Below are 25,379 nucleotides of genomic sequence, written 5' to 3'. Positions count from 1 at the left end.
TGGCAGGCGACGGTTCACCCGTATAGGTTGACAGCGTGCACGCGACGATGAACCAGTGGTGGCTCGCCTGACGGCGGCCGACTTCGCGAGCACGAACACGACCGCCCCGCTCCGGCGGTCGTTCTGCGACAGGCGCCCGCCAGAGGATTCGAAGAAGTGAGTTCCCCATGGCTGCTGACGACACCGCCGAGACGATTCTGCGCCTTGCCGCTGACCCTGACGCCTCGTTCGCGCTGATCGCGCGCGGCGGCGACGGTCCGGCGACGCACGTCGAGGTGCTCACCGGCGACACCGTCGACGTCGATCTCCTCGCCGACATCCCGCTCACCGATGCGGCGGGCGCCGCTCGCGAGGTGCTCGCGCTGGTGCCGTACCAGCAGGTGCGCGAGCGCGGCTTCGAAGCAGAGCCAGAGGACACTCCCCTTCGCTGCCTCGTCGTCGACGAGCACACCCGCGTGCCGGTCGGCGACGTGCTCTCCGCTCTGCCGAGCGCGACCGTCCCACTGACGGGCGCCGGCTTCGACGTTGCGGATGAGGATTACGCGTCGATCGTGCGCCGGGTGATCTCTGACGAGATCGGCCGAGGAGAGGGCGCCAACTTCGTGATCCGCCGCGACTACGTCGCGCAGATCGATGCGGACGAGCGCACGGCGATGCTCACCTGGTTCCGCGCACTGCTGGAGCATGAGCGCGGCGCCTACTGGACCTTCGCGATCGTCGCGGGCGAGAGGATCCTGGTCGGCGCGAGCCCCGAGGCTCACGTCGTCGCGGATTCGCACGGCGACGGCTCGTCGACAGTGACGATGAACCCGATCTCAGGCACCTTCCGCCATCCGGACGGCGGCGCGACCGTCGAGACGCTCTCCGCCTTCCTCACCGACACCAAGGAGACCGAAGAGCTCTTCATGGTCGTCGACGAGGAACTCAAGATGATGAGCGCCGTGTGCTCGGACGGCGGCCGGATCACGGGACCGCACCTGAAGGAGATGTCACGGCTCACCCACACCGAGTACATGCTGCGAGGCACGAGCCGAATGGACCCCCGCGGCATCCTGCGCGAGACCATGTTCGCCCCGACGGTCACCGGCTCTCCGATGCAGAACGCGTGCACCGTCATCCGGCGTCACGAGACGACTCCTCGCGGGTACTACTCCGGCGTGGCAGCGCTGTTCACCCCTGACGTCTCCGGCGGCCACAGCCTCGACGCGCCCATCCTGATCAGAACGGCCCACCTCGACGGAGGCAGGCTCCGCGTACCGGTCGGCGCCACGCTCGTGCGCCATTCCGATCCCTACGGTGAGGTCAGCGAGACGCACGGCAAGGCTGCGGGAGTGCTCGGGGCGATCGGTGCCGTGCCGCGCGCGACGCGGGTCGCGGACCCCGACCAGCCCGCGACCGGCCCTGCGCCGACACCGAAGCGGCTCGGAGACGATCCGGGCATCGCAGAGCTGCTCGCCTCGCGCAACGCTCGCCTCGCGCCGTTCTGGCTCGAGGAGCAGAGCGACGACGCCGGCCCATTCGCCGGCCGCAGTGCGATCGTCGTCGACGCCGAGGACCGATTCACCACGATGCTCGCCCACCAGTTGGGCCATCTCGGCCTCGATGCGCGCATCGTGCACTGGTCACACGTGACGGACACCGAGATCGACGACGCCGAACTGCTCGTCACCGGCCCGGGCCCCGGCGACCCACGCGACGAGGCGAATCCGCGCATCGCCAGGATGCGCGACGTGGTCGCCCGTCGCATCGACGCGGGCAAGCCTCTGGTGTCGGTGTGCCTGAGCCACCAAGTGCTCGCCGATCTCCTCAGCATCGATCTGGCCCCCATGGCGCAGCCGCACCAGGGCGTGCAGAAGACCGTCGACGTCTTCGGTGAGCGCGCCTCGATCGGCTTCTACAACACGTTCACCGCACGCGTGGAGCCCGGCACGACCCGCATCGACTCCGTGGAGATCGCCGCAGACCCTGCCACCGGCGACGTCTACGCCCTGCGCGGCCCGAAGTTCGCCAGCATCCAGGGCCACCTCGAGTCGATCCTCTCCCGAGACGGCATGAGCACCCTCCGCCGCCTCGTCGCCCACGCCCTCGCGTAACCGCCCGTCTACCGCGGCACCACAACTCTTCATTTCTGGCACATCTCCGGGTGGGCACACCACCGGAGATGTGCCAGAAATGAAGAGATAGCCTGCGTATGCGAGCGCGGCTACAGCGTCACAGGGTTGAAGATGTCCGCGGCGAAGAGCACGGCGCTCATCCCGATCATCAGCACCACGACGACCAGGGTCAGCGGCACCAGGCGCGAGGCGTCGGCGGGCCTCGGCCTCGGCCTGCGGCGCAGCTTCGCCCAGCCGCGCTTGATCGCGTCCCACAGCGCGACGACGATATGGCCGCCGTCGAGCGGGAGGAGCGGGAGCATGTTGAACGCGAACAGGGCGATGTTCACGGATCCGACCAGCTGAATCAGCCTGACGGTCCTGTCGAGGATCGGTGCCTCGGTCGCGGCGACCTCGCCGGCGAGCCGGCCGACGCCGATCACGCTGATCGGCCCGTTCGGGTCGCGGTCCTGACCGGTGAACATGTCGACGCTCGTCTGCCAGATGCGCTGCGGCAGCTGCGCGATGATGCCGGCGACGGCCCCCATCTGGTCGAACACCTGCTGCGTTCCGGCCTGCACGGGCTGACGGACGCGCTCCCGGGTCGGCCCGAAACCGGCGAAGCCGACCTCGGCGGTGACGAGCTCGCCATCGGCGTCGACGTACTGGTTGGTCGCCAGCACCGGGGTCATCGTGAGCGTCTCTTCGCCGCCGTCGCGCTCGACAACCACGGAGATCGTGTCATCCGGGTGCGCCCTGATGATCTCTGACGCCGCCTGGAAGTCGCTGACAGCGGTGCCGTCGACCGCCACGATCGTGTCGCCCGGCATCAGTCCGGCCGCGGCCGCCGGTGACTCGGGGTCGCCCGCCGCACACTCCGTCTTGTCGGTGCCCGCGGGCAGCACGCACTGCGACACGCTCGCCACGGTGGAGGTGTTCTGCGGGATGCCGATGCCGCTGACGACGACGGTGAACAGCACGATGGCGATGACGAGGTTCATCACGGGGCCGCCGAGCATGATGATCACGCGCTTCCACGTCGGAAGCGCCGAGAAGGTGCGCGAATCGTCGACGCCCTCGCGCGATTCCTCGTTGGCGTCCTGCGCATCCTGCACGAGCGTCTTGAAGACCCCCCTGGCAGGCTTGCCATCGCCCGACGGGTACATCCCCGCCATCGAGATGTAACCGCCGATGGGCAGCCATTTGACGCCGTACTCCGTCTCGCCCACGCGCTTCGACCACGCGGTCGGCCCCATGCCGACCATGTACTGCCCGACGCGCACCCCGAACTTCTTCGCCGGCACGAGGTGCCCGATCTCGTGCAGAGCGATCGACACGCCGAGCCCCAGAACGACGATGACGACACCGACGATGAACGCGAGTACGGTCACCACGGCCTCAGTCTCCGTACGGGTTGGTCCAGGTGCGCTCGCCGGCAGGCCATCCGGCCTCGACGAGCGCGCGTCGGGAGAGCTCGCGGGCCGAGTACGCCCACTGCGTGCCCGCGATGTCGCGGTAGTTCTGGTGGCCGGGCCCCGCCCACAGGATCGCGTCGCCGGCGCCGACCAGCGAGACGGCCTTGACGATCGCGGCCTCGGGCGGCGACACCTCGTGCACCTCGTGGTCGCGGTCGACCTCGTGCGCCGCTTCCATCAGTGTGGTCCGGATGGACTGGGCGTTCTCGAAGCGCGGATGATGGTCGGTGACGACCGTCACGTCACTTCCCTCGACCGCAGTGCGCGACATGTCGTACCGCTTGGTGGTGTCCCGGTCGCCGTCGGCGCCGAACAGCATCAGCACTCGGCCCGGTGTGACGCGCCGCACCGCGGCGAGCGTCTTCTCGAACGCGTCAGGGGTGTGTCCGAAGTCGACGTACACGGCCGGCCCCTCCGGACCGGACACGAGCTGCGTTCGGCCGGGCACCCATGCCCTGATCTCGCCGGCGAGCGCCTCGATGATGCGATCCCAGTCGTAGCCCGCCTCGTACATCATCACGATGCCGAGCCCCGCGTTCGCCGCCATGTGCGCGCCGATCACGGGCACGGTGGTCGCCAGGGTCCTGCCGTCGGGCCCGGTGAGCTGGAAGCCGGTGCCGCTCTGCGCCTCGAAGGTGACCTCGACTGTCCAGTCGGCGCGTTCGAATGCCTCGTCATCGGCGATGCCGCGTGCGGCGATCGTCGTGACGGGGATGTCCGCCTCGCTCGCGATGCGGACACCCAGCGCGGAGTCGAGCGAGACGACGGCGCGGCGGCTGCGCGCCGAGGTGAACAGCGGCGCCTTCGCCTGGTAGTACGTCTCCATGTCGCCGTAGTCGTCGAAGTGCTCGTGGGTGAGGTTGGTGAACCCCATCACGTCCCACATCACGCCTTCGACTCGGCGACGGGTGACGGCCTGGGCGCTGACCTCGACCGCGAACGCTTCGACGTCGCGCTCGCGCATTCTGGCGATCATGGCGTGGAACTCGCTGGCCTCCGGGCTGGTGAGCCCCGCGACGACGCGCTCGCCTGCCACCACGCGCTCAGCGGAAGTCGATGCGCCTGCCACGACGCCGAGCTGGGTCAGCATCCCTTCGAGCAGATGCGTTGTGCTGGTCTTGCCGTTGGTGCCCGTCGTTCCCAGCAGCAGCGGGATGTCGTCGTCAGGCGACGTGCGGTACACCGCCATGGACGCGTCGCCGAGCGCGCCGCGGGGGTCATCGACCACGATGATCGGCAGACCGGCCCCACGCGCGATGTCCGCGCCGGCGGCGTCGGTGAGGACAGCGGTCGCCCCGTTCTCCGCGGCGGCGGCGGCGAACTCGGCGCCGTGGCGGTTCAGGCCCCTGATGCCCACGAACAGGTCGCCGGGAGCCAGGTCGCTCGATGAGACGGAGACTCCCGTCACCTCTGCGTCCGCTCCCGACGCGGTGCCGCCGATACGGGCGGCGACCTCGGACAGTCGGATCGGGCCTGGCTGTGAGGGGCGCAGCATCACGGGCGGCGTGCGGCGGATTCGGGGCGTGACGATCACGCCGTCTATCGTCGCACGCCCAGGCGAGGGAACCGCTGAGTGCGCACGAGCGCGCCTCTGGTCGCGCCTGAGCACCGGAAGGGGTACTAGTACCCTGTTGCGGGATCAGAGGCAGCGCAGCGCCGGAGCGCTGAGGTTCTGGGTGCCGGTGGGTCAGCCGGCGATGGCGCGATCGGCTTCTGCGCGGGCCCAGGACTCTGCAGCGGCGAGCGTGTCGAGTGTCAGTTCGGCGGGCGCGGAATGGGCCTCGACGACGCGCGCGACGGTGTCGACGATGCCCAGGAAGCTCAGCCGCCCGTCATGGAACGCGTCGACCGCCTGCTCGTTGGCCGCGTTGAACACCGCGGGGTGCGTCGCGCCGGCCTCGCCGACGCGCTTCGCAAGCGCCACGGCGGGGAAGGCCGCTTCGTCGAGGGGCTCGAAGGTCCAGCTCGCCGCCGTCGTCCAGTCGATGGGCGCTCCCACGCCTGGCACACGATCCGGCCACGCCATGCCGAGCGCGATCGGCAGGCGCATGTCGGGAGGCGAGGCCTGAGCGATGGTGGATCCGTCGACGAATTCGACCATCGAGTGCACGATCGACTGCGGATGCACGGCGACGTCGATCCTCGCCAGCGGCACGTCGAACAGCAGGTGCGCCTCGATCACTTCGAGACCCTTGTTCACCAGAGTCGCGGAGTTCGTCGTGACCACGCGACCCATGTCCCACGTCGGGTGGTTCAGCGCCTCGGCCGGGGTGACGGAGGTGAGCTCGTCGCGGCTCCGCCCGCGGAACGGCCCGCCGGACGCCGTCACGACGAGCCGGCGCACCTCATCCGGTGCCCCTGCCCGCAGCGCCTGAGCGATCGCGGAGTGCTCGCTGTCGACGGGGACGATCTGACCGGCAGCCGCCGCCTGCTTCACGAGCGGGCCGCCCACGATCAGCGACTCCTTGTTCGCCAGCGCCAGCGTGCGGCCCGCCTCGAGCGCCGCCAGCGTCGGGCCGAGCCCCACCGAGCCCGTGATGCCGTTGAGCACCACGTCGGCGTCGACCTCCCGCACCAGCCGAGCGGCATCGTCCGCGCCGAGCGCGGTGTGCGCGACGCCGAACCGCTCCGCCTGCTCGCGCAGCATCGCGGCGTTGCGTCCAGCGGCGAGGCCCGCGACCTCGAATAGGCCGGGGTTGTCCCGGATGACCTCGAGCGCCTGGGTGCCGATCGAGCCGGTGGATCCGAGGATCAGGATGCGCCGCATGGTGGCCTATTCGGCTGCTGGCGTCGCCGGGTGGAACACGTCGACGATGTCGACGACGAAGACCAGGTCCTCGTCGTAGAGCTCGTGGCTCTCGCCGCCCTCCTGGTGGTAGCCCTCCTCCTTGGGGATCACGGCCACCACCTGGGAGCCGACCGTCTGTCCGACGAGCGCCTTCTGGAAGCCCTCGACGACGCCCGTAGTGGGGAACGCCGCGAGCATGCCGCCGCTCCAGCTGGAGTCGAACTCCTCACCGTCGCTCGCCTTGATGCCCTTGTACTGCACGTAGGCGGTGTCACCGTCGGCGATCTCCGCGCCGTCGCCGACCTTCGTGGCCTCGACCTTGGTGGTCTCCGGGATCTCCATGCCGTCCGGGATCTCGATGGTCGGCGCGCCGTCGTCGGCGAGGGTGACGGCGGGCATGCCGTCCACGGGCTCCTGGTCCTCGCCCCATGCCGCTTTCTCCGGCGTGCTGAGCACGTCGACGACCTGAACCTGGGCTGGCGTCTCCTGGCCGGACTCATCGGTGGACGCCGGATACACGGTCGCGATGCGCGTACCGACAGTCGCACATCCGAAGACCTGGCCGAGCATCGTCGACGCCGAGATCTGCTGCGGCTGCACCTCGCCGTCCTCATAACCGGCCTGGCCGACCTGCTCGCCCGTCTCCGCGTCGTACGCCGTGATCGCGTAGGAGAAGAAGTCGCCCTCCGCGAGCTGTGTGCCGTCACCCTCTGTCACGACCGCGCGCTCGAAGTCGGCAGGGTCGAGCGGATCGGCGAGGTCGAGGCTCTCCGGTACGTCCCCTCCTGCCTCGCCCGAGACGTCGAGCGAATCGACGGCGCTGCCGCTTTCGCCGGCAGCGGCGCAGAGCGCATTGTCGCTTGTGCCGTCGGTGTCGGGATCAGCGTCGCCGGAGCAGCCGGCGAGGGCGAGGGCGGCGACCGCCGCGGTGGACATCAGTGCAATCGATCGAATGCGCACGGAGAACCTCGTTCGTTGGGGGACACCCCATCTTTGCGCACGAATCCATGCGCCCGCTGACATCGGGCGTCACGACGTACGGATGACCACGGGCGTCACGCATGCCGTTGCCCGCATACTCCCGCATTAAGCTGGAGGGATGACGTCCTCCGGCTCGCACGAAGAAGGCGACGATCCCACGGGTCTGCCCGAAAGCGCCCCGCATCGCCCGAGCTGGCTGTACACCTTCGGCCGCACCGTCATCGCACCGCTGGCGCGGATGATCTATCGGCCGCGCGTCGAGGGCAAAGAGAATCTGCCGAAGCACGGCGCCGTGATCCTCGCGAGCAACCATCTCTCGGTCATCGACTCGTTCGCCATCCCGATCGCCGCTGCTCCCCGGGCCGTGCACTTCCTGGCGAAGTCCGACTACTTCACCGGCAAGGGTCTGACCGGATGGCTCTCCCGCACCTTCTTCACGTCGGTCGGCGCCGTGCCGGTTGATCGCGGCGCAGGACAGGCCGCTCTCGACGCGTTGGAGCAGCAGCGCCGGATCCTCGAGACCGGTGCCGCGGTCGCACTGCACCCTGAGGGCACCCGATCACGCGACGGCCGGCTGTACAAGGGGCGCACCGGCATCGCCTTCCTGGCTCTGCAGACGGGCGCCCCTGTCGTACCGATCGGGCTCGTCGGCACGGACAGAGTGATGCCCGTCGGCGCGAAGATGCCGAAGCTGTCCGAGCGGGTCGTCGTGAGGTTCGGCGCCCCGATCGACGTCTCCACGCACGGACCGGCGACCAGCGGCAAGGCGCGCCGCCACGCCACAGACGAGATCATGGCGGCCATCCACGAGCTCTCAGGCCAGGAGCTGGCCGGAACGTACAACGAGCTGCCTGCTCAGGGACCCGTGCAGAAGCTCAAGCGCGTTCTGCCGCACGAGAGGCGCTGAGCGGCCGCACCCACCGGCGCACCCTGGATCCGCGGGGTGCGTGTGCCCTATGCGGCGACCTCGACGATGGGCTCGTAGCCGACGGGAAAGCTGACGGAGTTGGCGATGAAGCACCACGCGTGCGCATCCGCATGCGCTTCTGCAGCCGCCTCGCGCATCCCCGCGTCGGCTACCGTGACGCTCGGGCGCAGCGTGACGCCGATGAAGCGGCCGCCGTCGCCCGACAGCTCGATCTCGCCCGTCGCGCTGTCGGTGTACCCGGTGACCACGACGCCGCGCAGCACGCAGGCGCGCAGGTACGACAGCAGGTGGCACTGCGCGAGCGCCGCGATGAGCAGGTCTTCGGGGTTCCAGCGCTCCGGGTCGCCGAAGAACGGCTTGTCGGCCGACCCCAGCAGGTCCGGCTTGCCGTCCACGCGCAGCGTGACGCTGCGGTCGTAGTCGCGAGTGCCGCTCGTACCGCTGCCGCGGTTGCCCGTCCACGTCGCGGTGAGTGCGTAGCTGTGGCGCTGGATCATGCCACCAGAGTATGGCGTACGGAGCGCGAGGCATATCCTGGAGGGCATGCCCGGAACGCTCTCAGTGGACTCCTCGGTCGAACTCGCCACCGCCGACAGGGGCGGTTTCGTCGAATCGCGGCACGCAGGTGCCGCGATCGTGCTCACGCCTGATGGTGACGCCGCGCTGGCGCTGGGCGACCCAGAAGCCGTCGTGCTTCCGCGATCGGCGATGAAGCCGTTCCAGGCGATCGCGTGCGCGACGGCAGGAGCGGCGTTCGAGGGCGAGCGCTTGGCGGTCTCGGCTGCGAGCCATGCGGGCACCGACCGCCACGTCGAGCTCGTGCGCAGCATGCTGCTCGACGCGGGTCTCACCGAAGATCATCTCGGCTGCCCTCCCGCTCTGCCTGATGATTCATCGACCAGGCAGGAGATGATCCGCGATCGCGCGCCGATGTCGCGTGTGCGGATGACCTGCTCGGGAAAGCATGCGGCGATGCTCGCCGCATGCGCAGTGAACGGCTGGGACACGAATTCGTATCTCTCCCCCACCCACCCGTTGCAGCAGCACATTCGAGAGGCCGTCGAACGTCTGTGCGGCGGCGCGAAGATCGCTGCGACGGCCGTCGACGGGTGCGGAGCGCCCGTGCACGCCGTCGCGTTGTCGTCGCTGGCCCGCGGCATGCAGCGGATCGGCACGTCGAGCGAGACGTCGCCGTTTGCACTGCACCGCGTCTCCGGTGCCCTCATCCGGGCTGTGCGGGAGAATCCGTGGGTCGTCGAGGGCGCCGGACGCCCCGACACTGCGGCGATCGAGCAGTTCGGCGTGTTCTCGAAGTTCGGTGCGGAGGGTGTGCAGGTGATGGTCGCTCCGAACGGCACCACGGTCGCCCTCAAGGTGCTCGACGGCTCCCGCCGCGCGGGTTCGGCCGTCGCACTGTCGCTGCTGGCGAAGACGGGCGCGCTGCCCGCCGACGCGGTGTCCGACTTCCTCGCCGCGCACCCGCTCTATGCCGTCCGCGGCGGCGATGACGAGGTCGGCCGCATCCGTCCGACAGTCTGAGACTGCGCGGGGCCGTCCTCACACCGGGAGGAGCACCCGAAGCGGTGGGGCCGAGGACGAGACCAGCCATGCGCGACCGGCGCGCGACTCGGCGTAAGGCGGCAGCGATCGCTCTCCTGCGATCGAGCGGAGTTCGCTCCTGCATTCGGCGGCCACGAGCACGTCGCCGGATGACCGGATGCGGCGCAGCAGCGCGCCGTGTCGCAGCCAGCTCTCACCGTCGCCGACGGCGACCAGGTGCTCGGCTCCTGCCGCGAGGTCGTCGATCGACGCTCCGGATTCGAGCGCATCCAGGGCGACGACCCGCACCGCTCTCCCCCATGCCTCTGCCAGCAGCGACGCGCGGGCGACCGCACCGTTCGTCACGATCGCCGCGACCGCGACCGCGACCGACCGCCGCCACAGCGCCGCCGCTCCCCGGAACGATGTGCGAGCGTCGGGGCGGGCGCGCGCCCCGCGGTACCGGCGGGGCGCAACGACTCGCGCAGCGCCCCTGCCGCGCTGGCACGCGTGCCGACTGCCCCAGCCTCCGTCGTTCTCCCCGCCGCCGCTCTCCTGTCAGGCACAGCTTCGTCCTGGGCAGCGGCACCTGCGAACTGCACTTCTCGTTCGTCCATCACCGCCCTTCCCGGCGGGCGGCGCGGATCGAAGTCGCCGCCGTTCCCTCCCGCCTGCACATGATCGGCGCGGGACGGCAGCCGCAGCAGCGCCCGTCTTCCGAGGCCGGCGATCACGCGCTCGACCGGCCCCGTGACCCGCGAGGCCGCCACAACGACCGTCGTACCGCGTGCCCCTGCCTCGCGCACGAGAGACTCCGCCCGCGCGGCGAACTCGTGCGCGTACTCGGCAGGGAACCGGCCGAGCAGCGAATCGAGGTCGTCGATCGCGATGAGGGGCGGAGGATCGTCGGCCGCGCGCTCGACCGCGTCCCACGCGCCCTCGAGATCACCTGGCACGACCACGGCTCCCGGCACCTGCCCCGCGACGAGCCGCACGACGTTGGTCTTGCCTGACGCCGACCCGCCGATGACGGCCATCCCGCGACCGCCGCCACGGTGCATCGTCACGACGGGCTGGCGCTGCTCATCCGGCTCATCGGCGAGGCCGAGCAGCACCGCTCCCCCTCCGTGCTCGGGTGCACCCAGCTCGCCCAGCGTCAGCTCGCGCGGCAGCGGCGGCAGCCACGGCGCGTGCCCCGGTTCTCCCGGCGCCCCGGCACCCTGCGCACGCTGCGCATCTGCCGAGGCGAGCCGTGCGAGCAGCTCTGCCTCCGTGCGCGCGATGCGAGTGCGCTCTGGTGCGACGTCGCCGCCGCGGCGCACGAGCGCCAGGCCGCGGGAGGCCACGTCCCCTGGCAGGTATGCGGCGTCGTCGACGCCCACGACGGCCGAGCTGTCGGCCCTCTCCGCCACGCGCAGGCTGATGCGCAGAGGACAGTTCGCCAGCAGTGCGTCGCGGAGCACGCCCGATGAGCGTTGGGTGCCGAGCACGAGGTGCATGCCGAGCGCCCGTCCGCGTGCCGCGACGTCTGTGAACACCTGGTGCAGATCGCCGTGGTCCTGCAGCAGCGCGGCGAATTCGTCCACCACGATCACCAGCCTGGGCATGTCGACGCGTTCGTCGCCGATGTCGGTCGCTCCCGCTGCGGCGAGCACGCTCTCCCGCCTGCGCAGTTCCGCGCGCAGACTCTCGACCGCGCGCCGCGAGCCCGCGCCGTCGAGGTCGGTGATCATGCCCGTCACGTGCGGCAGCGCGAGCAGCGAGGTGAACGCCGTTCCTCCCTTGAAGTCGGCCAGCAGGAAGGCCACACGCTCGCTGTCATAGCGTGAAGCGAGCGAGGCGATCCACGTGGTGAGCAGTTCGCTCTTACCGCTGCCGGTGATGCCGACGACGACGGCGTGAGGCCCGTCGTGCACGAGGTCGACGCTCGTCGTACCGTCCGCTCCCCTGCCTATCGGTGCGTCCAGCCCCGGCCCATGCGGCCGGTCTCCTCTGCCGCCCGCCGCCGCGGCCTCCGCCGACCGCTCATGCGGGGAGGCCGATTCGAGAAGTGCGCCCAGACGCACCTCGGGAAGAGGCACCTCGCCTCCGCTCGAATCCGACCGACCGGCGAGCACAGATGCCAGCCGCTCGGCCTGCGCACGGGCGAGCGCTTCGACTCGCAGCGGCTCGCCCTCGGGGTCGAGTGCCGTGTCATCGAGGCGCCGGGCGCGCAGCGCCGCACCGGGTTCCAACTCCAGAATGACGCCGCACGCCGCAGGCGCGTCGGCGCCGCTCTCCGTCACAGCGATGACGAAATCGGCCTCTGCGATGGCGGCCGCACGTCGCGCGTCCCTTGTGCCAGGCGGCTCCGCAGCGGCCGGACGCCCCTCCGACTCGAGAGAAGCGGTTCTCCCCCGAGCGGATGCGATCGTCGTGGCCGTCTCCGCTCCCGCCGGATCCTCGTGCACGAGACCGACAGCAACGACTCTGATCGGCTCACGACCCTCCCGCCCCTGCGTGCTCCGCCCTGCCGCCGTGCCGAGGTGCGGCAGCTGCTCCAAGGCGGCCTCGTCGCCCGGAAGCAGATGGGAGACGACGAGCTCGCTCGGCGCCGCGCGCAGGCAGAGCTGCATCAGCAGCCCCCGCGCAACCGCCGTGGCCGCGGCAGGAGGGCCCTGCACGCACACGCCGCCGGCTTCACGAAGCGGAACCGTCACCGGCGCCAGGGTGACCCAGGCGGCATCCCGCCGCAGCTGCTCTGCCTCGGCGCCTTCGCCCCCTGTCACACGGATGTCGCTGCGGACCCTGCCGAGACCCAGGACAACCTCGATCGGCCCGTGCCGCCACAGCGTGCGCGCCTCAGCCAATCTGCCAGTGCTCGGCCTCAACCGGTCGAGCTGAGACCGTTCCTCGCTGTGACGCTCGGACAGCTCCTCTCTGGCGGCGGCGCACGCCGCGGTGAGCTCCCGCGCCGCCCTGCGCCTCTCCTTGCGCCGGTTGCGGGCGCCGTCGACCAGAGAGGCCAGCACCATCAGGGGGCCGATCGCCGCGAAGCAGAGCATCATGACATAGCCGGTCAGCAGCCACATCGCCACTGCGCCCACCATGGGCACGAACGCCGCGACGATCGGAATCGCACCGCGTCTGGCCGGGGCCGCCGGCGCAGGGAGAACGATCGGTTCGTCCGGACGATGAAGTGTGCTCACACGTCCAGCTCATCGCGCTGACGATGTCAGCGGAAGAGCACGCCACCCCCTGTGGACGTGACTCGCCGCGTCGCGGAGGCTGTGAGGGAGAGGACGGGCCCCGTCAGTGCCGTTCCTCGGCCTCATCGTCGGGCGGGACGTCGGCCGCCGCGGTCCCATCCGCGGCCTGGTCCATCGTCTGCGCGCCCGCATCCGGCGCTTCGTCCCCGGGCTGGTCGGCGTCGCCGTGCGTGCCGCCCGAGTGCGTGACGTCGACCACGATGACCGACACGTTGTCGCGTCCGCCGTTGCCGAGCGCGGCTTCCAACATGCCGTCGACGGCGATTTCCGGAGCGGCGTGCTCGCGCAGGAAATGCAGAATGCCGTAGTCGGTCAGCTCCTTGGTGAGGCCGTCCGAGCAGATCACGAACCGGTCGCCGTTCTCCACCTCGATGCGCACATAGTCAGGCACGACGGACTCGCTCGGGCCGACAGCGCGTGTGATCACGTTGCCGTACGGGTGACTCTCCGCTTCCTCAGCGCTGAGCCTTCCCGCGTGCACCAGCTCCTGCACGAGGGAGTGGTCGACGGTGACCTGTACGAGTTTGTCGTCTCGGAGCAGGTAGACGCGCGAGTCGCCGATGTTCAGCACGACCCATGACGCGGGTGCTGAGGCAGGGTCGAGGTAGATGCCGGTGACGGTCGTGCCGGTTCCCTCATCCGTGGTCTCGGGATGGTCGGCGATGTCGCGCACCGCATTCTCCAGTGCGAGCTCCACGGTCTCCGGCGTGATCGCCTCGCCAGATGACGCCACGGCCGAGAGCCGCTCGACGGTGACGGCGCTCGCGACCTCGCCGCCGATGTGCCCGCCCATGCCGTCCGCGACGATGAACATCGGCCATTCCATCAGGATCGCGTCCTGGTTGACCTCGCGCTTGCGCCCCGTATCGGTGACGCCGGCCCAGCGCACGGCCAGCTCCCCGCCCTCTTCAAGGGCGACAGTGTGCGAATGCACCGAACTCGTCGTGTCGCTCACGCGGCCTCCAGATCTCCGGCGTCGAGCCGCGGGTCGTGCCGACGCTCCCCACATCCTAACCGCGCAGTCTGCGCAGCTCGCGAACGCGGACCGCCGCAGGGTCGTTCACCCATCAGTGACCAGCTCCGTCTCACCGTCCGCGGCACCGCTGCGCATCCGCAGTCCTGCCGCCTCGGCCCATTCGATCAGTTCGCCGGTGGTGCGCAGGACGGGCCGCTCCTCGGCGAGGCGACGGGTGAGAGCGCCCTTGGCCTTCTTATTGAAGTGGTTGAGGGCGCGAGTGGTGCCATCCGCCTGATCCGTGACGACTCTGATGTACGTGCTCGCCACACCGGGCGGCACGGGGCCGAGTGCGACGTAGGCCTGCGAACGCAGATCGATCACGAGCGGACGCGCCTCGTGGGCGAGCGCCTCGGTGACGGCACTCGCCCACACGCGTTTCAGCGGGGGCAGGCCGGGAAGCGAGGCGCCGGCAGCCAGGCGGTAGGACGGGATCTCGTCGTTCGCCCTCACCGGCCCGAACGGCGCCGTATGGATGAATGCGTTCCTGCCGAGCCATGCGCGGCCGGCCGGTTCGAGGGACCCCGCCTCCAGCGCGTCGAACAGCACACCCGTGTAGCGGTCCATCGCCGCCATCGTCGGCGCCGTGCGCAGTGCGGCGTTGTCTGCGATCGCCGCGGGGCGCTGCCGCTGCGGGAGCTTCAGCACCGCCGTGGCGCGATCCGGATCCGCGGCGAGTTCGACTATGGACGCGGCGACGGCCTCGCGCGGGGAGCGCAGTGCTCCCAGCGCGAGGCCGTCGACGTCAAGCGGCTCGCCCGATCCTCCTGCCCGCTTCGTCTCAGAAGGCGGCAGCAGGATCGTGGTCAGGACGCGATCGCGGCGTGACCCGCGACGATCGTGACCCGATTGGACTCGACCGACACGAAGCCGTCCTTCGCGGTCGCCGTGACCACGGAGTCGTCCTCCTGCGTGATCCGGACGGGGCCGTCGCCGAGGATCGCAAGCACGGGCTCGTGATCGGTCATGAAACCGATCTGACCCTCCGTCGTCGTCGCGACCACGAGAGTCGCTTCCCCCGTCCAGACCTCTTCCTCGGCCGAAACCAGGCTCACCTGAAGCGACATTCTCAGCCGTTCTCCTTCTGGATCTTCGCCCACTGGGCCTCGACGTCGTCGATGCCGCCCACGTTGAAGAACGCCTGCTCCGCGACGTGGTCGAGATCGCCCTTGACGATGGCGTCGAACGACTCGATCGTGTCCTTGAGCGCCACGGTCGACCCGTCGACACCGGTGAACTTCTTCGCCATGTAGGTGTTCTGTGAGAGGAACTGCTGGATGCGGCGCGCGCGCGCGACGACGATCTTGTCCTCTTCCGAGAGCTCGTCGACACCGAGGATCGCGATGATCTCCTGCAGCTCCTTGTTCTTCTGCAGGATCTGCTTCACGTTCGTGGCGACGCGGTAGTGGTCCTCGCCGAGGTAGCGCGGGTCCATGATGCGGCTGGTCGAGGTCAGCGGATCGATCGCCGGGTACAGACCCTTCGACGCGATCTCACGCGAGAGCTCGGTGGTCGCGTCGAGGTGAGCGAACGTCGTGGCGGGCGCCGGGTCGGTGTAGTCATCGGCCGGCACGTAGATCGCCTGCATCGAGGTGATCGAGTGGCCGCGCGTCGACGTGATGCGCTCCTGGAGCACACCCATCTCGTCGGCGAGGTTCGGCTGGTAGCCCACGGCAGAGGGCATGCGACCGAGAAGGGTCGACACCTCCTGACCGGCCTGCGTGAAGCGGAAGATGTTGTCGATGAACAGCAGGACGTCCTGCTGCTGCACGTCGCGGAAGTACTCCGCCATCGTCAGCGCCGACAGTGCGACGCGAAGACGCGTCCCAGGCGGCTCGTCCATCTGGCCGAAGACCAGGGCCGTCTTGTCGAAGACGCCTGCCTCCTCCATCTCGACGATGAGGTCGTTGCCCTCACGGGTGCGCTCGCCGACACCGGCGAACACCGACACACCACCGTGGTCCTGTGCGACGCGCTGGATCATCTCCTGGATGAGGACCGTCTTGCCGACGCCCGCACCGCCGAACAGGCCGATCTTCCCGCCCTGCACATACGGGGTGAGGAGGTCGATCGACTTGATGCCGGTCTCGAACATCGTCGTCTTCGACTCGAGCTGGTCGAAGTTCGGCGCCTTGCGGTGGATCGGCCAGCGCTCTGTGGCCTCGAAGGTCTCGCCCTCGCCGAGGTTCAGCACGTCGCCGGTGGCGTTGAACACCTTGCCCTTGGTGATGTCGCCGACGGGCACCGAGATCGGGGAACCGGTGTCGCGCACCTCCTGGCCGCGGACCATGCCGTCGGTCGGCTTCAGCGAGATCGCGCGGACGACGTCGTCGCCGAGGTGCTGGGCGACCTCGAGCGTGATCTCGGCGGTCACGCCGCCGACGGTCACATCGGTCTTCAACGCGCTGTAGATGTCGGGAATCGAGTCGTGCGGGAACTCGACGTCGACGACCGGTCCCGTGACGCGTGCGACGCGCCCGACGACCGCCGTCTCGGCCTCAGCCGTAGCGGTGGGAGTCATGTTGTCTCTTCCTTCTTGGGAAATCTCTCGGACCGGTCAGGAGGCCAGTGCGTCGGCACCGCCGACGATCTCCGCGATCTGCTGGGTGATCTCAGCCTGACGCGCGTTGTTGCGCAGGCTCGTGTATTCGGTGATGAGCTTGTCGGCATTGTCGCTGGCCGCTTTCATCGCCTTCTGCGTGGCCGCCTGCTTGGCGGCGGACGACTGCAGCAGCGCGTTGAAGATTCGGCTCTGGATGTACACGGGCAGGAGCTTGTCGAGCACCTGATCCGCCTCGGGCTCGAACTCGTAGAGCGGGAACACCTCGACGTTCGCCGACGAGGCATCGGAACCGCCGGCCTCATCGGCCTCCACGACCTCGAGCGGCAGCAGACGCACGGACTCCGGCGTCTGCACCATCATGCTGACGAAGCGGTTGTAGACGACGTGGATCTCATTCACGCCGCCCGCGTCCTCATCGAGCAGATAGGCCTCGAGCAGCGCCTGAGCGATCTCTTCCGCGTTGTCGAACTGCGGCACATCGGCCGAGCCCGTCCACTGCGCCGCGCTGACGATCTGCCGGAACTGGAAGTATCCGACCGCCTTGCGACCGTAGAGGTAGAAGACGACGTCCTTGCCCTCGTCTCGCAGCAGCTCAGCCAGTTCCAGAGCCTCGCGGATCACCTGCGAGTTGAATGCGCCCGCGAGCCCGCGGTCGCTGGTCAGCAGCAGGATCGCCGAGCGCGTGGTCTGCTCGGACTCACGCGTCAGCACGTGATCGACATCGCTCATCGTCGCGACGGCCGAGACCGCACGCGTCACCGCGCGGGAGAAGGGCGACGACGCGCGCACGCGCGCCATCGCCTTCTGGATCCGCGAAGCCGCGATGAGCTCCATCGCCTTCGTGATCTTCTTGGTGGTCTGGGCAGAGGAGATCCTCTGCTTGTACTCCTTGAGTTTCGCGCCCATAGTGCTTCTGCTCCGCCCGGCTTACGCCTTGCGGCCCTTGACGATCTTCTCCTGGCCGACATCCTCGTGAACCGCGGCGTCGTGCTCCTCGTGACCGGGAGCGGCGAGGTTCTGGCCCTTGCCTGCCTGGAACTCGAGCAGGAAGTCGTCGACGACCTTCTCCAGCTCGGCCTTCGTGTCGTCCTCGAGCTTGCCGACCGACTTGAGAGTGTCGAGAATGCTCGTGCTGCGACGCACGTGGTCGAGCAGCTGCGCCTCGAAGCGAAGCACGTCCTCGACGGGGATGGTGTCGAGCTTGCCGTTCGTGCCGGCCCAGATCGAGACGACCTGCTCCTCCACGGGGTACGGCGAGTACTGCGGCTGCTTGAGCAGCTCAGTCAGGCGCGCACCGCGGTCGAGCTGGCGGCGCGACGTCGCATCGAGGTCGGAGGCGAACATCGCGAACGCCTCGAGCGAACGGTACTGGGCGAGCTCGAGCTTGAGCGTTCCGGACACCGACTTGATGTGCTTGATCTGTGCGTCGCCGCCGACTCGCGAGACCGAGATGCCCACGTCGACCGCTGGCCGCTGGTTCGCGTTGAACAGGTCGGACTGCAGGAAGATCTGGCCGTCCGTGATCGAGATCACGTTGGTCGGGATGTAGGCCGAGACGTCGTTGGCCTTCGTCTCGATAATCGGCAGACCGGTCATCGAACCGGCGCCCAGCTCGTCCGACAGCTTCGCGCAGCGCTCCAGCAGGCGGGAGTGCAGGTAGAAGACGTCACCGGGGTATGCCTCGCGGCCCGGCGGGCGGCGCAGCAGCAGCGACACGGCGCGGTAGGCCTCCGCCTGCTTCGACAGGTCGTCGAACACGATCAGGACGTGCTTGCCCTGGTACATCCAGTGCTGGCCGATGGCCGAACCGGTGTACGCGGAGATGTACTTGAAGCCGGCGGGGTCAGATGCCGGAGCGGCGACGATCGTCGTGTACTCCATGGCGCCGGCGTCCTCCAGCGCGCCCTTCACGGACGCGATGGTCGAACCCTTCTGCCCGATGGCGACGTAGATGCAGCGCACCTGCTTCGAAGCGTCACCGGATGCCCAGTTCTCGCGCTGGTTGATGATCGTATCGATCGCGATCGCCGTCTTGCCGGTCTGGCGGTCGCCGATGATCAGCTGGCGCTGGCCGCGGCCGATCGGGATCATGGCGTCGATCGCCTTGATGCCGGTCTGCATCGGCTCGTGCACGCTCTTGCGGTCCATCACGCCGGCGGCCTGGAGCTCGAGCTCGCGCTCGCCGTCGATGCCATCGATCTCGCCGAGGCCGTCGATCGGCGTGCCGAGCGGGTCGACCACACGGCCGAGGTAGCCCTCGCCCACGGGGACCGAGAGGACCTTGCCGGTGCGGGTGACCTGCTTGCCCTCCTCGATGCCGGTGAACTCGCCGAGCACGACCACACCGATCTCGCTCTCCTCGAGGTTCTGGGCCAGGCCCAGCGTGCCGTCCTCGAACCTGATGAGCTCGTTCGCCATCACGCCGGGGAGGCCCTCGACGTGGGCGATGCCGTCAGCAGCGTCAACGACGGTGCCGACCTCGCTCGCCGCGGAACCGGTCGGCTCGTATGCGGCGGCAAAGTCCTTCAGCGCATCCCGAATGGTGTCGGGGCTGATTGCGATGTCTGCCATCTTCTTCCTTCGTGTTGTGGGGCCCGAAGGCCCCGAAGCCCTCCGCGATGCGCGGGAAGTCGTGTCAGCTGGCCAGCTTCTGGCGCAGGTCGTTCAGTCGCGTGGAGAGGCTGCCGTCGATCAGGTCGTCAGCGATCTGCACCCGGATGCCGCCGACCACGCCGGCGTCGATGATCTGGTTCAGCGCGATGTCGCCACCGTAGGTGCGAGCCAGCGACGCCCGCAGGCGCTCCGACTGCGCTGAGCCGAGCGGTCGCGCCGTCGTGACGGTCGCGACGGTACGGCCTGCCTGCTTCGCGACCACGTCGATCGCGTCGCTCAGCACGCCGCGGACCCTGCGCCCGCGGAGCGCGTGGACGAGCTCCGTGACGATCAGCGTTGCGGCGCCGCTGGCCTGGCCGTCGAGCAGCTTCTCGACCATGGCCGCCTTCGCGGCCGGGTCGCCGAGAGTGCTGCCGAGCGTCAGCTCGAGTTCCGGGCTGCCTGACACGATGCGCGAGATGTCGAACAGCTCGCCGGCGACGTCGTCGGACGGTTCAGCCTTCGCCGCCGCACGGATCGCGAGCTCCTCGATGGCGTCGACCAAGTCGGCCGCCGAGGACCAGCGCTCGCGCACCGCAGCGGTGAGCACCGCCATGGCGGTGTCGCCGAACTGTTCGAACACGTCGGAGACGAGCGCGGAACGGGCGTCCTGCGTTGCGCCGGATTCGGTCAGCGCGGCCCCCAGCTGCGACGAGCCGGCAACCGTGCGCGCGGCAGCGAACAGGTCGCGCGCCGTGCCGGCGTCGACCTGCTGCGCGTCGAGCACGCTGGTGGTCGATGCCAGTGCCTGAGTGGTCGCGCTGCCCATTACTTCGCCGCCTTCTCGGATGCCTCGAGGTCAGCCAGGAAGCGGTCGACCACCGACTGCGCCTTCTGATCGTCGCTCAGCGACTCGCCGATGACGTTGCCCGCGAGATCGAGTGCGATCCCGCCGACCTCGGTGCGCAGCGAGACCATGGCGGACTGCCGCTCGGCCTCGATCTGAGTCTGTGCGGAAGTCATCACACGCTCCGCCTCTGCAGTGGCCTGGGCCTTCGCCTCGGCGACGATCTTCTTGCCGTCGCCGTGAGCCGACTCGCGGATCTCGCCGGCCTCGCGACGCGCGTCGGCAAGCTGCTTGTTGTACTCCGTGAGCACAGCCTCGGCTTCCTTCTGCGCGGCGTCGGCCTTCTCGATGTTCCCCTCGATGGCAGCGGAGCGCTCATCGAGCATCTTCGTGACGCGCGGAAGAGCGAAGCGCCACACGACGAGCAGGATGATGACGAGACACAGTGCGGACCAGCCAATGTCGTACAGCGCCGGAATCAGCGGGTTCTGAGACGCCGGCTCCGCCGCGACAGTGACAAGATTCTGCATCCTGTCTCCTTATCTCTGAGGTCGCGGAACGTGGATCAGACGGCCGCGAAGATGAACGGTGTGGCGATGCCGATGAAGGCGAGGATCTCGATGAAGGCGAGACCGATCCACATGGTCTGCTGGAACTTTCCGGCCAGCTCGGGCTGGCGAGCGGTCGACTCGATGACCTTGCCGAAGAGGATGCCCAGGCCGATGGCCGGACCGATCGCCGCGAGGCCGTAACCCACGGTGGCGATGTTTCCCTCGATGGCTGCGAGAACCGTCGTTGCGTCCACTGGATATTTCCTTTCGTAGGGCGGTCAGCCGGTTAGCTGACCGTCAGTGCTCGTCCGCGAGCGACAGCTGAATGTAGACCGCGGTGAGGATGGTGAAGACATAGGCCTGCAGGAAGGCGACGAACACCTCGAAGAGTGTGAATCCGATCCCGAGAGCGAAGGTTCCCGCCGACAGCGCCGTGAACCCGTTGAAGCTGAAGAAGAAGAAGTTCGTCGCGGAGAAGAACAGCACGAGCATGAAGTGCCCGACCATCATGTTCATCAGCAGTCGCAGGGTGAGCGAGACCGGGCGGACGACGAAAGTCGAGATCAGCTCGATGATCGCGATGATCGGCGCGAGGAGGATCGGCACGCCGCCTGGCACGAGCGAGTTCTTGAAGAAGCGGAAGACACCGTGCTTCTTGATGCCCGCATAGATGAACACCACGTATGCGACGGCGGCGAAGACCAGCGGCGCGCCGATGACACTCGTTCCCGCGATGTTGATCCCAGGGACGATTCCCGTGAGGTTCAGGAAGAGGATCCCGAAGAAGATCGTCAGAAGAAGCGGCAGGAAGCGCTTGCCGTCCTTCTTCCCCAGCAGGTCGTATGCGATGCCATTGGTGACGAATCCGAACCCGAGCTCGATCACGCTCTGGAAGCGCCCTGGCACGACTGTGAGCCGACGGGTGCCGAGAACGAGGATCAGGACCAGGAGAGCAGTCGCGAGCAGCTGCGCGATGTTGATCCGGGTGATAACGCCGAACAGTGGCTCCGGGAAGAAGTCCGCGATGTCCGGGCCATGGAACTCCGCCATCCGGACGATCGTCATCGCGTGAGTCAACTCAGTGGCTCCAAGTTCTCGCCCGGCAAAGATCGGGCGGTGAATGAGTTCAGAAGTTCGTTCCCCGCGGACCCACAGCACTGTGCGAGGCGTTCCGTCGCGGTAACGGGTCAACACTACCAAAGGATCGGATCATGTTTGACACTGTGTAGAAATCGATTCTCCGCAGAGCCTCTCGGGATCTGCGGACCTGCCGCGCTCCTCAGGTGTCAATCGCGTTCCTCCGGCAGCTCGTCCCCTTCGCCGCGCTCTGGCAGCGCGACGTCGCTCGCGCCGGAGATGCGGGTCCGTGCGACCACGATGACATCGACGACGAGAGAGGCGAGCGCGGCAGCCACGAGCGCCCCGTACAGAACGATTCGGTCGACCCACGGCAGCCCGAACACGATGTTCAGCGCGATCATGAACACGACGATCTTCACGAGGAACGACCCGGCGTTCACTGCGAAGAACATCGTCAGGAACGATGGCGTTCCGTACCAGCGATTGCCGAACAGCAGGGTCGCGACGGTGATGATCGGGAACAGGATGCCGATCCCGGCACCGAGCGCGCCGCTGCCGAGTCCGGGGGCTCCGGAGACGATCCAACCCACTATCGAGGAGAGGACGAGCACTGCGGCGCCCGCCACGATCGTCCAGATCAGCCCGAGACGGAAAGTCGGGTTACTTGAGATGGTCTTGCGCGGTGACATCAGGCCTCAGCAGGGGTCGGGTGCGGGGAGGGACTCTACGGCCGGCCGAGTCGGACGGCCGGCGATCGGGAAGGAAAGTGACCACGAGGCAGGCGACGACTCCGATCGCCCCGAAGGCGATCCCTGGTCGGTACTCGCCGGGCCAGTCCTCGCGCGCACCGAGATACATCAGCAGCACGGCGAGACCGACGATGCTCGTCCACGCGTAGAAGATGAGCACGGAGCCTCTGTCGGAGTGCCCCATGTCGAGCATGCGGTGGTGCAGATGCTTGCGGTCGGCGGAGAACGGCGACTTGCCTGCAGCGAGCCTGCGCACCACGGCGAGACCGAAGTCGAGCAGCGGCAGCAGCACCACGACGAGCGGGAGCAGGATCGGCAGGAACGCACCCACCAGCTGCGAGCGTCCGATCGTCTCAGGGTCGAGCAGCGCCGGATCGAGCTGGCCGGTGATGGCGATCGCGCTCGTAGCCATCAGCAAGCCGAGCAATAGGGCGCCGGCGTCACCCATGAACAGCTTGGCACCGTTCCAGTTCATCGGCAGGAACCCCGCGCACGCGCCGATCAGCGTGACGGCGATGAGCGTGGCGAGGTTGAAGTAGGTGCTCGCGCCGGTGTCGCGCACCAGCACGTAGGAGTAGACGAAGAAGATGCCGTTCGCGATCAGGCAGGTGCCGGCGACGAGCCCGTCGAGGCCGTCGATGAAGTTGACCGCATTCATCACGATCACGATCGAGAACATCGTCAGTGCGATGCTCACCCAGCTCGACCACACCGTGAGATCGCCGAGCGGCAGGGCGTACACCTGCAGACCGCCGCCGATCGCGATGATCCCCGCCGAGAGGAACTGCGCGGCGAGCTTGATCATCCAATCGAGATCCCACAGGTCGTCCGCGACGCCCACGACGACGATGAGTGCGCTGGCGCCCAGCAGCGACCACATCAGCGCGGGATCCACCCAGATCAGTTCGAAGAACGGATTGGCCGACGAGACGATCAGCGCGAACACGATGCCGAGGAACATCGCGATGCCGCCCAGGCGCGGCGTTGGCGTGGTGTGCACGTCGCGCTCCCGAATGCCCGGATACAGCTTGAAGCGCAGGCTGAGCCGCCACACGCCCCACGACAGCGCGAGGGTGACGGCCGCCGTGAGGATCAGCGTGAAGACGTACTGCCTCACGCGCTCCCCTGTGCCTCGTCCTGCGCGTTCTTCAGTGCGTCGGCGAATGCCGCGCGGGGATCGACGGGAGGCCGGGGTGCGACGTGGGCGTGCGGGTCGCCCGTCGGCTCGTCCGGTGCCGGTTCGAGCGCATCGCCCAGGACCTCGGCCAGCTCCTCGCGACTGACGGCACCGTCGCGCAGGATGCGCACGACCCGCTCGTCGCCGGTCTGCGAGACGAGTGCTGTCGCGTCGATGATGGTCGAGGCGATGCCCGTGCTCGACGGGCCGTCGTCGAGGTAGACCGCGACGGAGTCGCCCAGCATCCGCTGCGCGTCGTGCGCACTGATCGCCGCCGACTTCCCCGTGAGGTTCGCGCTCGACACGGCCAGCGGCCCGGTCTCCTCGAGCAGCTCGCGAGCGATGCGCTGGTCCGGCATGCGCACGGCGACGGTTCCCTCCGTGTCACCGAGATCCCACGACAGCGACGGCTGCGACGGCAGCACGATCGTGAGACCGCCCGGCCAGAACCGTTCGACGAGGGTCTGCACCTCATCCGGCACCGCTTCGACGAGCGCGCGCATCGCGTCTGGGCCTGACACCAGTACGGGCGGCGGCTGCTGGCGACCGCGGCCCTTCGCCTGGAGCAGACCGGCGACGGCGACGGGGCTGAACGCGTCCGCCGCGATGCCGTAGACCGTATCGGTCGGCAGGACGACCAGCTGCCCACGCGCGATCGCCTGTCGCGCATGACGCATCCCCGTCAGCAGCTGCGACTCATCTGCGCATTCGAAAAGCGAGCTCATAGCGCGGTCAGTCTACTGGGCGGCGCCGCGGAACGCCTGTCAGACGCGGCCAGGGGCACCGCGATCCGCGCGAGGGGCCTCAGGGCCGGACGGCGGTGGTCGCGCGGTCGCGCCCGGTGAGGTCCTGGTGCGTGGCCGCGGTCAGCCAGCCGTCGGCGGCGAGCACGGCGCGGACGGGTTCGCCCTGCCATTCGCCGTGCTCGATCACGATCGTGCCGCCGGTGCGTGCGAGTGCCATGGCCGCTGTGCTGATGCGTCGCACGACGTCGAGGCCGTCCTGACCGCCGTACAGCGCCTGGTGCGGGTCGTGCAGCCGCACCTCGTCATCGCGCGGAACGGCGTCATCCGGAACGTACGGCGGGTTCGTGGCGATCACGGCTGCGCGCCCCGCCAGCTCGGCCAGCGTCGCTGCCTCTCCCGCGTCGCCGAGTACGAGCGAGACGTTCTGCGCCCCGGTGCGCGAGACGTTCTCCTTGGCCCACATATAGGCGTCGACCGACATCTCCACGGCGTGCACGGCGGCATGCGGCACCTCGGTCGCCAGCGACAGCGCGATCGCCCCGCTGCCCGTGCACAGATCGACGGCGATCGGCTCCGGTTCGGCCGCTGCGCGCAGCGCTTCGACGGCGAGGCCGGCGACCGTCTCGGTCTCCGGCCTCGGCACGAAGACGCCGGGGCCGACCGCGAGCTCGAGCCCGCGGAAGGCGGCGATCCCTGTGATGTGCTGCAGCGGTTCGCGAGTGGCGCGGCGCGCGACGAGGCGGCCGAAGGCTTCGGCCTGCGGAATCTCGAGGATGTCGCCGCGGATTCCTGCAGCCTGCACCTCGCCCCTGCTCGTGCCGCGCAGGTGCGCGAGCAGCAGCTCGGCGTCGACCTGCGCATCTGGCACGCCGACGGAGGCGAGCCGCTCTGCGGCGGAACGGAGGGCGTCGCGCAGCGGGATCGCCGTGGTGAGGGAGGCAGTTGGTGTCGGCATAGGCGGCTCAACGCTACCGGTGCTCGGTCACGCCGGCGTCACGGGACGGCCC

The 25,379-nt window shown here is 68.9% G+C and carries 24 protein-coding genes; 3 read left to right on the top strand and 21 right to left on the bottom strand.

What is annotated here, in order from left to right:
- Nucleotides 1-167: 167 nt before the first annotated feature.
- On the top strand, nt 168-2,093 hold the full coding sequence (locus CIK77_RS16285) for an anthranilate synthase family protein (RefSeq protein ID WP_087056416.1): 1,926 nt from the start codon (nt 168-170) through the stop codon (nt 2,091-2,093).
- Nucleotides 2,094-2,203: 110 nt separating this feature from the next.
- Here the strand turns inward: CIK77_RS16285 and CIK77_RS16280 are convergent, their stop codons facing one another.
- From CIK77_RS16280 to CIK77_RS16265, 4 genes are all read right to left on the bottom strand, one after another.
- Complete coding sequence (locus CIK77_RS16280) at nt 2,204-3,484, bottom strand: M50 family metallopeptidase (RefSeq protein WP_087056610.1); 1,281 nt, start codon at nt 3,482-3,484, stop codon at nt 2,204-2,206.
- Between the two features lie 7 nt (nt 3,485-3,491).
- Nucleotides 3,492-5,063 carry a Mur ligase family protein gene (locus tag CIK77_RS16275; RefSeq protein WP_087056609.1) on the bottom strand — a complete coding sequence of 524 codons (1,572 nt, stop codon included), beginning with the start codon at nt 5,061-5,063 and terminating at the stop codon, nt 3,492-3,494.
- Nucleotides 5,064-5,255: 192 nt separating this feature from the next.
- A complete protein-coding gene (gene dxr / locus CIK77_RS16270) occupies nt 5,256-6,335 on the bottom strand; it encodes a 1-deoxy-D-xylulose-5-phosphate reductoisomerase (RefSeq protein WP_087056415.1) in 1,080 nt (359 codons plus the stop codon).
- Nucleotides 6,336-6,341: 6 nt separating this feature from the next.
- Nucleotides 6,342-7,292: an FKBP-type peptidyl-prolyl cis-trans isomerase gene (locus tag CIK77_RS16265; protein ID WP_114347287.1), complete on the bottom strand. Its 951-nt coding sequence runs from the start codon at nt 7,290-7,292 to the stop codon at nt 6,342-6,344.
- A gap of 163 nt (nt 7,293-7,455) precedes the next feature.
- Here CIK77_RS16265 and CIK77_RS16260 point away from each other — a divergent pair, with 163 nt between their 5' ends.
- Nucleotides 7,456-8,244 carry a lysophospholipid acyltransferase family protein gene (locus CIK77_RS16260; RefSeq protein WP_087056413.1) on the top strand — a complete coding sequence of 263 codons (789 nt, stop codon included), beginning with the start codon at nt 7,456-7,458 and terminating at the stop codon, nt 8,242-8,244.
- A 47-nt stretch (nt 8,245-8,291) separates the two neighbouring features.
- On the opposite strand, the gene CIK77_RS16255 is transcribed toward CIK77_RS16260, so the two are convergent.
- Nucleotides 8,292-8,762, bottom strand: a complete 471-nt coding sequence (locus CIK77_RS16255) for an OsmC family protein (RefSeq protein ID WP_087056412.1) — start codon at nt 8,760-8,762, stop codon at nt 8,292-8,294.
- A 46-nt stretch (nt 8,763-8,808) separates the two neighbouring features.
- On the opposite strand from CIK77_RS16255, the gene CIK77_RS16250 reads away from it, so the two are divergent.
- Nucleotides 8,809-9,804: an asparaginase gene (locus CIK77_RS16250; RefSeq protein ID WP_087056411.1), complete on the top strand. Its 996-nt coding sequence runs from the start codon at nt 8,809-8,811 to the stop codon at nt 9,802-9,804.
- An 18-nt stretch (nt 9,805-9,822) separates the two neighbouring features.
- Here CIK77_RS16250 and CIK77_RS16245 read toward each other — a convergent pair whose 3' ends face one another.
- The 16 genes from CIK77_RS16245 to prmC all read right to left on the bottom strand — a co-directional run bounded on the left by CIK77_RS16245 (nt 9,823) and on the right by prmC (nt 25,327).
- On the bottom strand, nt 9,823-10,170 hold the full coding sequence (locus tag CIK77_RS16245) for a hypothetical protein (RefSeq protein ID WP_114347286.1): 348 nt from the start codon (nt 10,168-10,170) through the stop codon (nt 9,823-9,825).
- Entirely contained in the window at nt 10,167-12,992 is a 2,826-nt protein-coding gene (locus CIK77_RS16240; protein WP_114347285.1) for an FtsK/SpoIIIE domain-containing protein, read from the bottom strand. The genes CIK77_RS16245 and CIK77_RS16240 overlap by 4 nt, the downstream gene beginning before the upstream one ends.
- 103 nt (nt 12,993-13,095) lie before the next feature.
- Complete coding sequence (locus CIK77_RS16235) at nt 13,096-14,007, bottom strand: PP2C family protein-serine/threonine phosphatase (RefSeq protein WP_249268724.1); 912 nt, start codon at nt 14,005-14,007, stop codon at nt 13,096-13,098.
- 105 nt (nt 14,008-14,112) lie between these two features.
- Nucleotides 14,113-14,862 (bottom strand): YaaA family protein, encoded by a 750-nt coding sequence (locus CIK77_RS16230; protein WP_332841618.1) that lies wholly within the window; start codon nt 14,860-14,862, stop codon nt 14,113-14,115.
- An 11-nt stretch (nt 14,863-14,873) separates the two neighbouring features.
- Nucleotides 14,874-15,134, bottom strand: a complete 261-nt coding sequence (locus CIK77_RS16225; RefSeq protein WP_087056408.1) for a F0F1 ATP synthase subunit epsilon — start codon at nt 15,132-15,134, stop codon at nt 14,874-14,876.
- A gap of 2 nt (nt 15,135-15,136) precedes the next feature.
- Nucleotides 15,137-16,588 carry a F0F1 ATP synthase subunit beta gene (atpD, locus tag CIK77_RS16220; protein WP_087056407.1) on the bottom strand — a complete coding sequence of 484 codons (1,452 nt, stop codon included), beginning with the start codon at nt 16,586-16,588 and terminating at the stop codon, nt 15,137-15,139.
- 36 nt (nt 16,589-16,624) lie between these two features.
- Nucleotides 16,625-17,536 (bottom strand): F0F1 ATP synthase subunit gamma, encoded by a 912-nt coding sequence (locus CIK77_RS16215; RefSeq protein WP_087056406.1) that lies wholly within the window; start codon nt 17,534-17,536, stop codon nt 16,625-16,627.
- A gap of 21 nt (nt 17,537-17,557) precedes the next feature.
- A complete protein-coding gene (gene atpA, locus CIK77_RS16210; RefSeq protein WP_087056405.1) occupies nt 17,558-19,201 on the bottom strand; it encodes a F0F1 ATP synthase subunit alpha in 1,644 nt (547 codons plus the stop codon).
- Nucleotides 19,202-19,265: 64 nt separating this feature from the next.
- A complete protein-coding gene (locus CIK77_RS16205) occupies nt 19,266-20,051 on the bottom strand; it encodes a F0F1 ATP synthase subunit delta (RefSeq protein WP_087056404.1) in 786 nt (261 codons plus the stop codon).
- Nucleotides 20,051-20,599: a F0F1 ATP synthase subunit B gene (locus tag CIK77_RS16200; RefSeq protein ID WP_087056403.1), complete on the bottom strand. Its 549-nt coding sequence runs from the start codon at nt 20,597-20,599 to the stop codon at nt 20,051-20,053. The genes CIK77_RS16205 and CIK77_RS16200 overlap by 1 nt, the downstream gene beginning before the upstream one ends.
- 35 nt (nt 20,600-20,634) lie before the next feature.
- Nucleotides 20,635-20,874, bottom strand: coding sequence for an ATP synthase F0 subunit C (gene atpE, locus CIK77_RS16195; RefSeq protein WP_087056402.1), 240 nt, complete (start codon nt 20,872-20,874; stop codon nt 20,635-20,637).
- Between the two features lie 43 nt (nt 20,875-20,917).
- Complete coding sequence (gene atpB / locus CIK77_RS16190) at nt 20,918-21,685, bottom strand: F0F1 ATP synthase subunit A (RefSeq protein ID WP_087056401.1); 768 nt, start codon at nt 21,683-21,685, stop codon at nt 20,918-20,920.
- 221 nt (nt 21,686-21,906) lie between these two features.
- The gene (locus CIK77_RS16185) at nt 21,907-22,389 is read right to left on the bottom strand and encodes a hypothetical protein (RefSeq protein ID WP_140403576.1); all 483 of its coding nucleotides are present in this window, start codon (nt 22,387-22,389) and stop codon (nt 21,907-21,909) included.
- Entirely contained in the window at nt 22,361-23,566 is a 1,206-nt protein-coding gene (locus tag CIK77_RS16180) for an MraY family glycosyltransferase (protein ID WP_087056399.1), read from the bottom strand. Before CIK77_RS16180 ends, CIK77_RS16185 begins: the two co-directional genes overlap by 29 nt.
- The gene (locus CIK77_RS16175; protein ID WP_087056398.1) at nt 23,563-24,351 is read right to left on the bottom strand and encodes an L-threonylcarbamoyladenylate synthase; all 789 of its coding nucleotides are present in this window, start codon (nt 24,349-24,351) and stop codon (nt 23,563-23,565) included. Before CIK77_RS16175 ends, CIK77_RS16180 begins: the two co-directional genes overlap by 4 nt.
- A 79-nt stretch (nt 24,352-24,430) precedes the next feature.
- A complete protein-coding gene (prmC, locus tag CIK77_RS16170; RefSeq protein ID WP_087056397.1) occupies nt 24,431-25,327 on the bottom strand; it encodes a peptide chain release factor N(5)-glutamine methyltransferase in 897 nt (298 codons plus the stop codon).
- Nucleotides 25,328-25,379 lie beyond the last annotated feature (52 nt).

It is taken from the genome of Microbacterium sp. JB110, from assembly GCF_003335195.1.
Taxonomy (GTDB): domain Bacteria; phylum Actinomycetota; class Actinomycetes; order Actinomycetales; family Microbacteriaceae; genus Microbacterium.
Note: the sequence above shows the minus strand (reverse complement) of the source record. Positions and strands in the feature narration are given on the sequence as shown.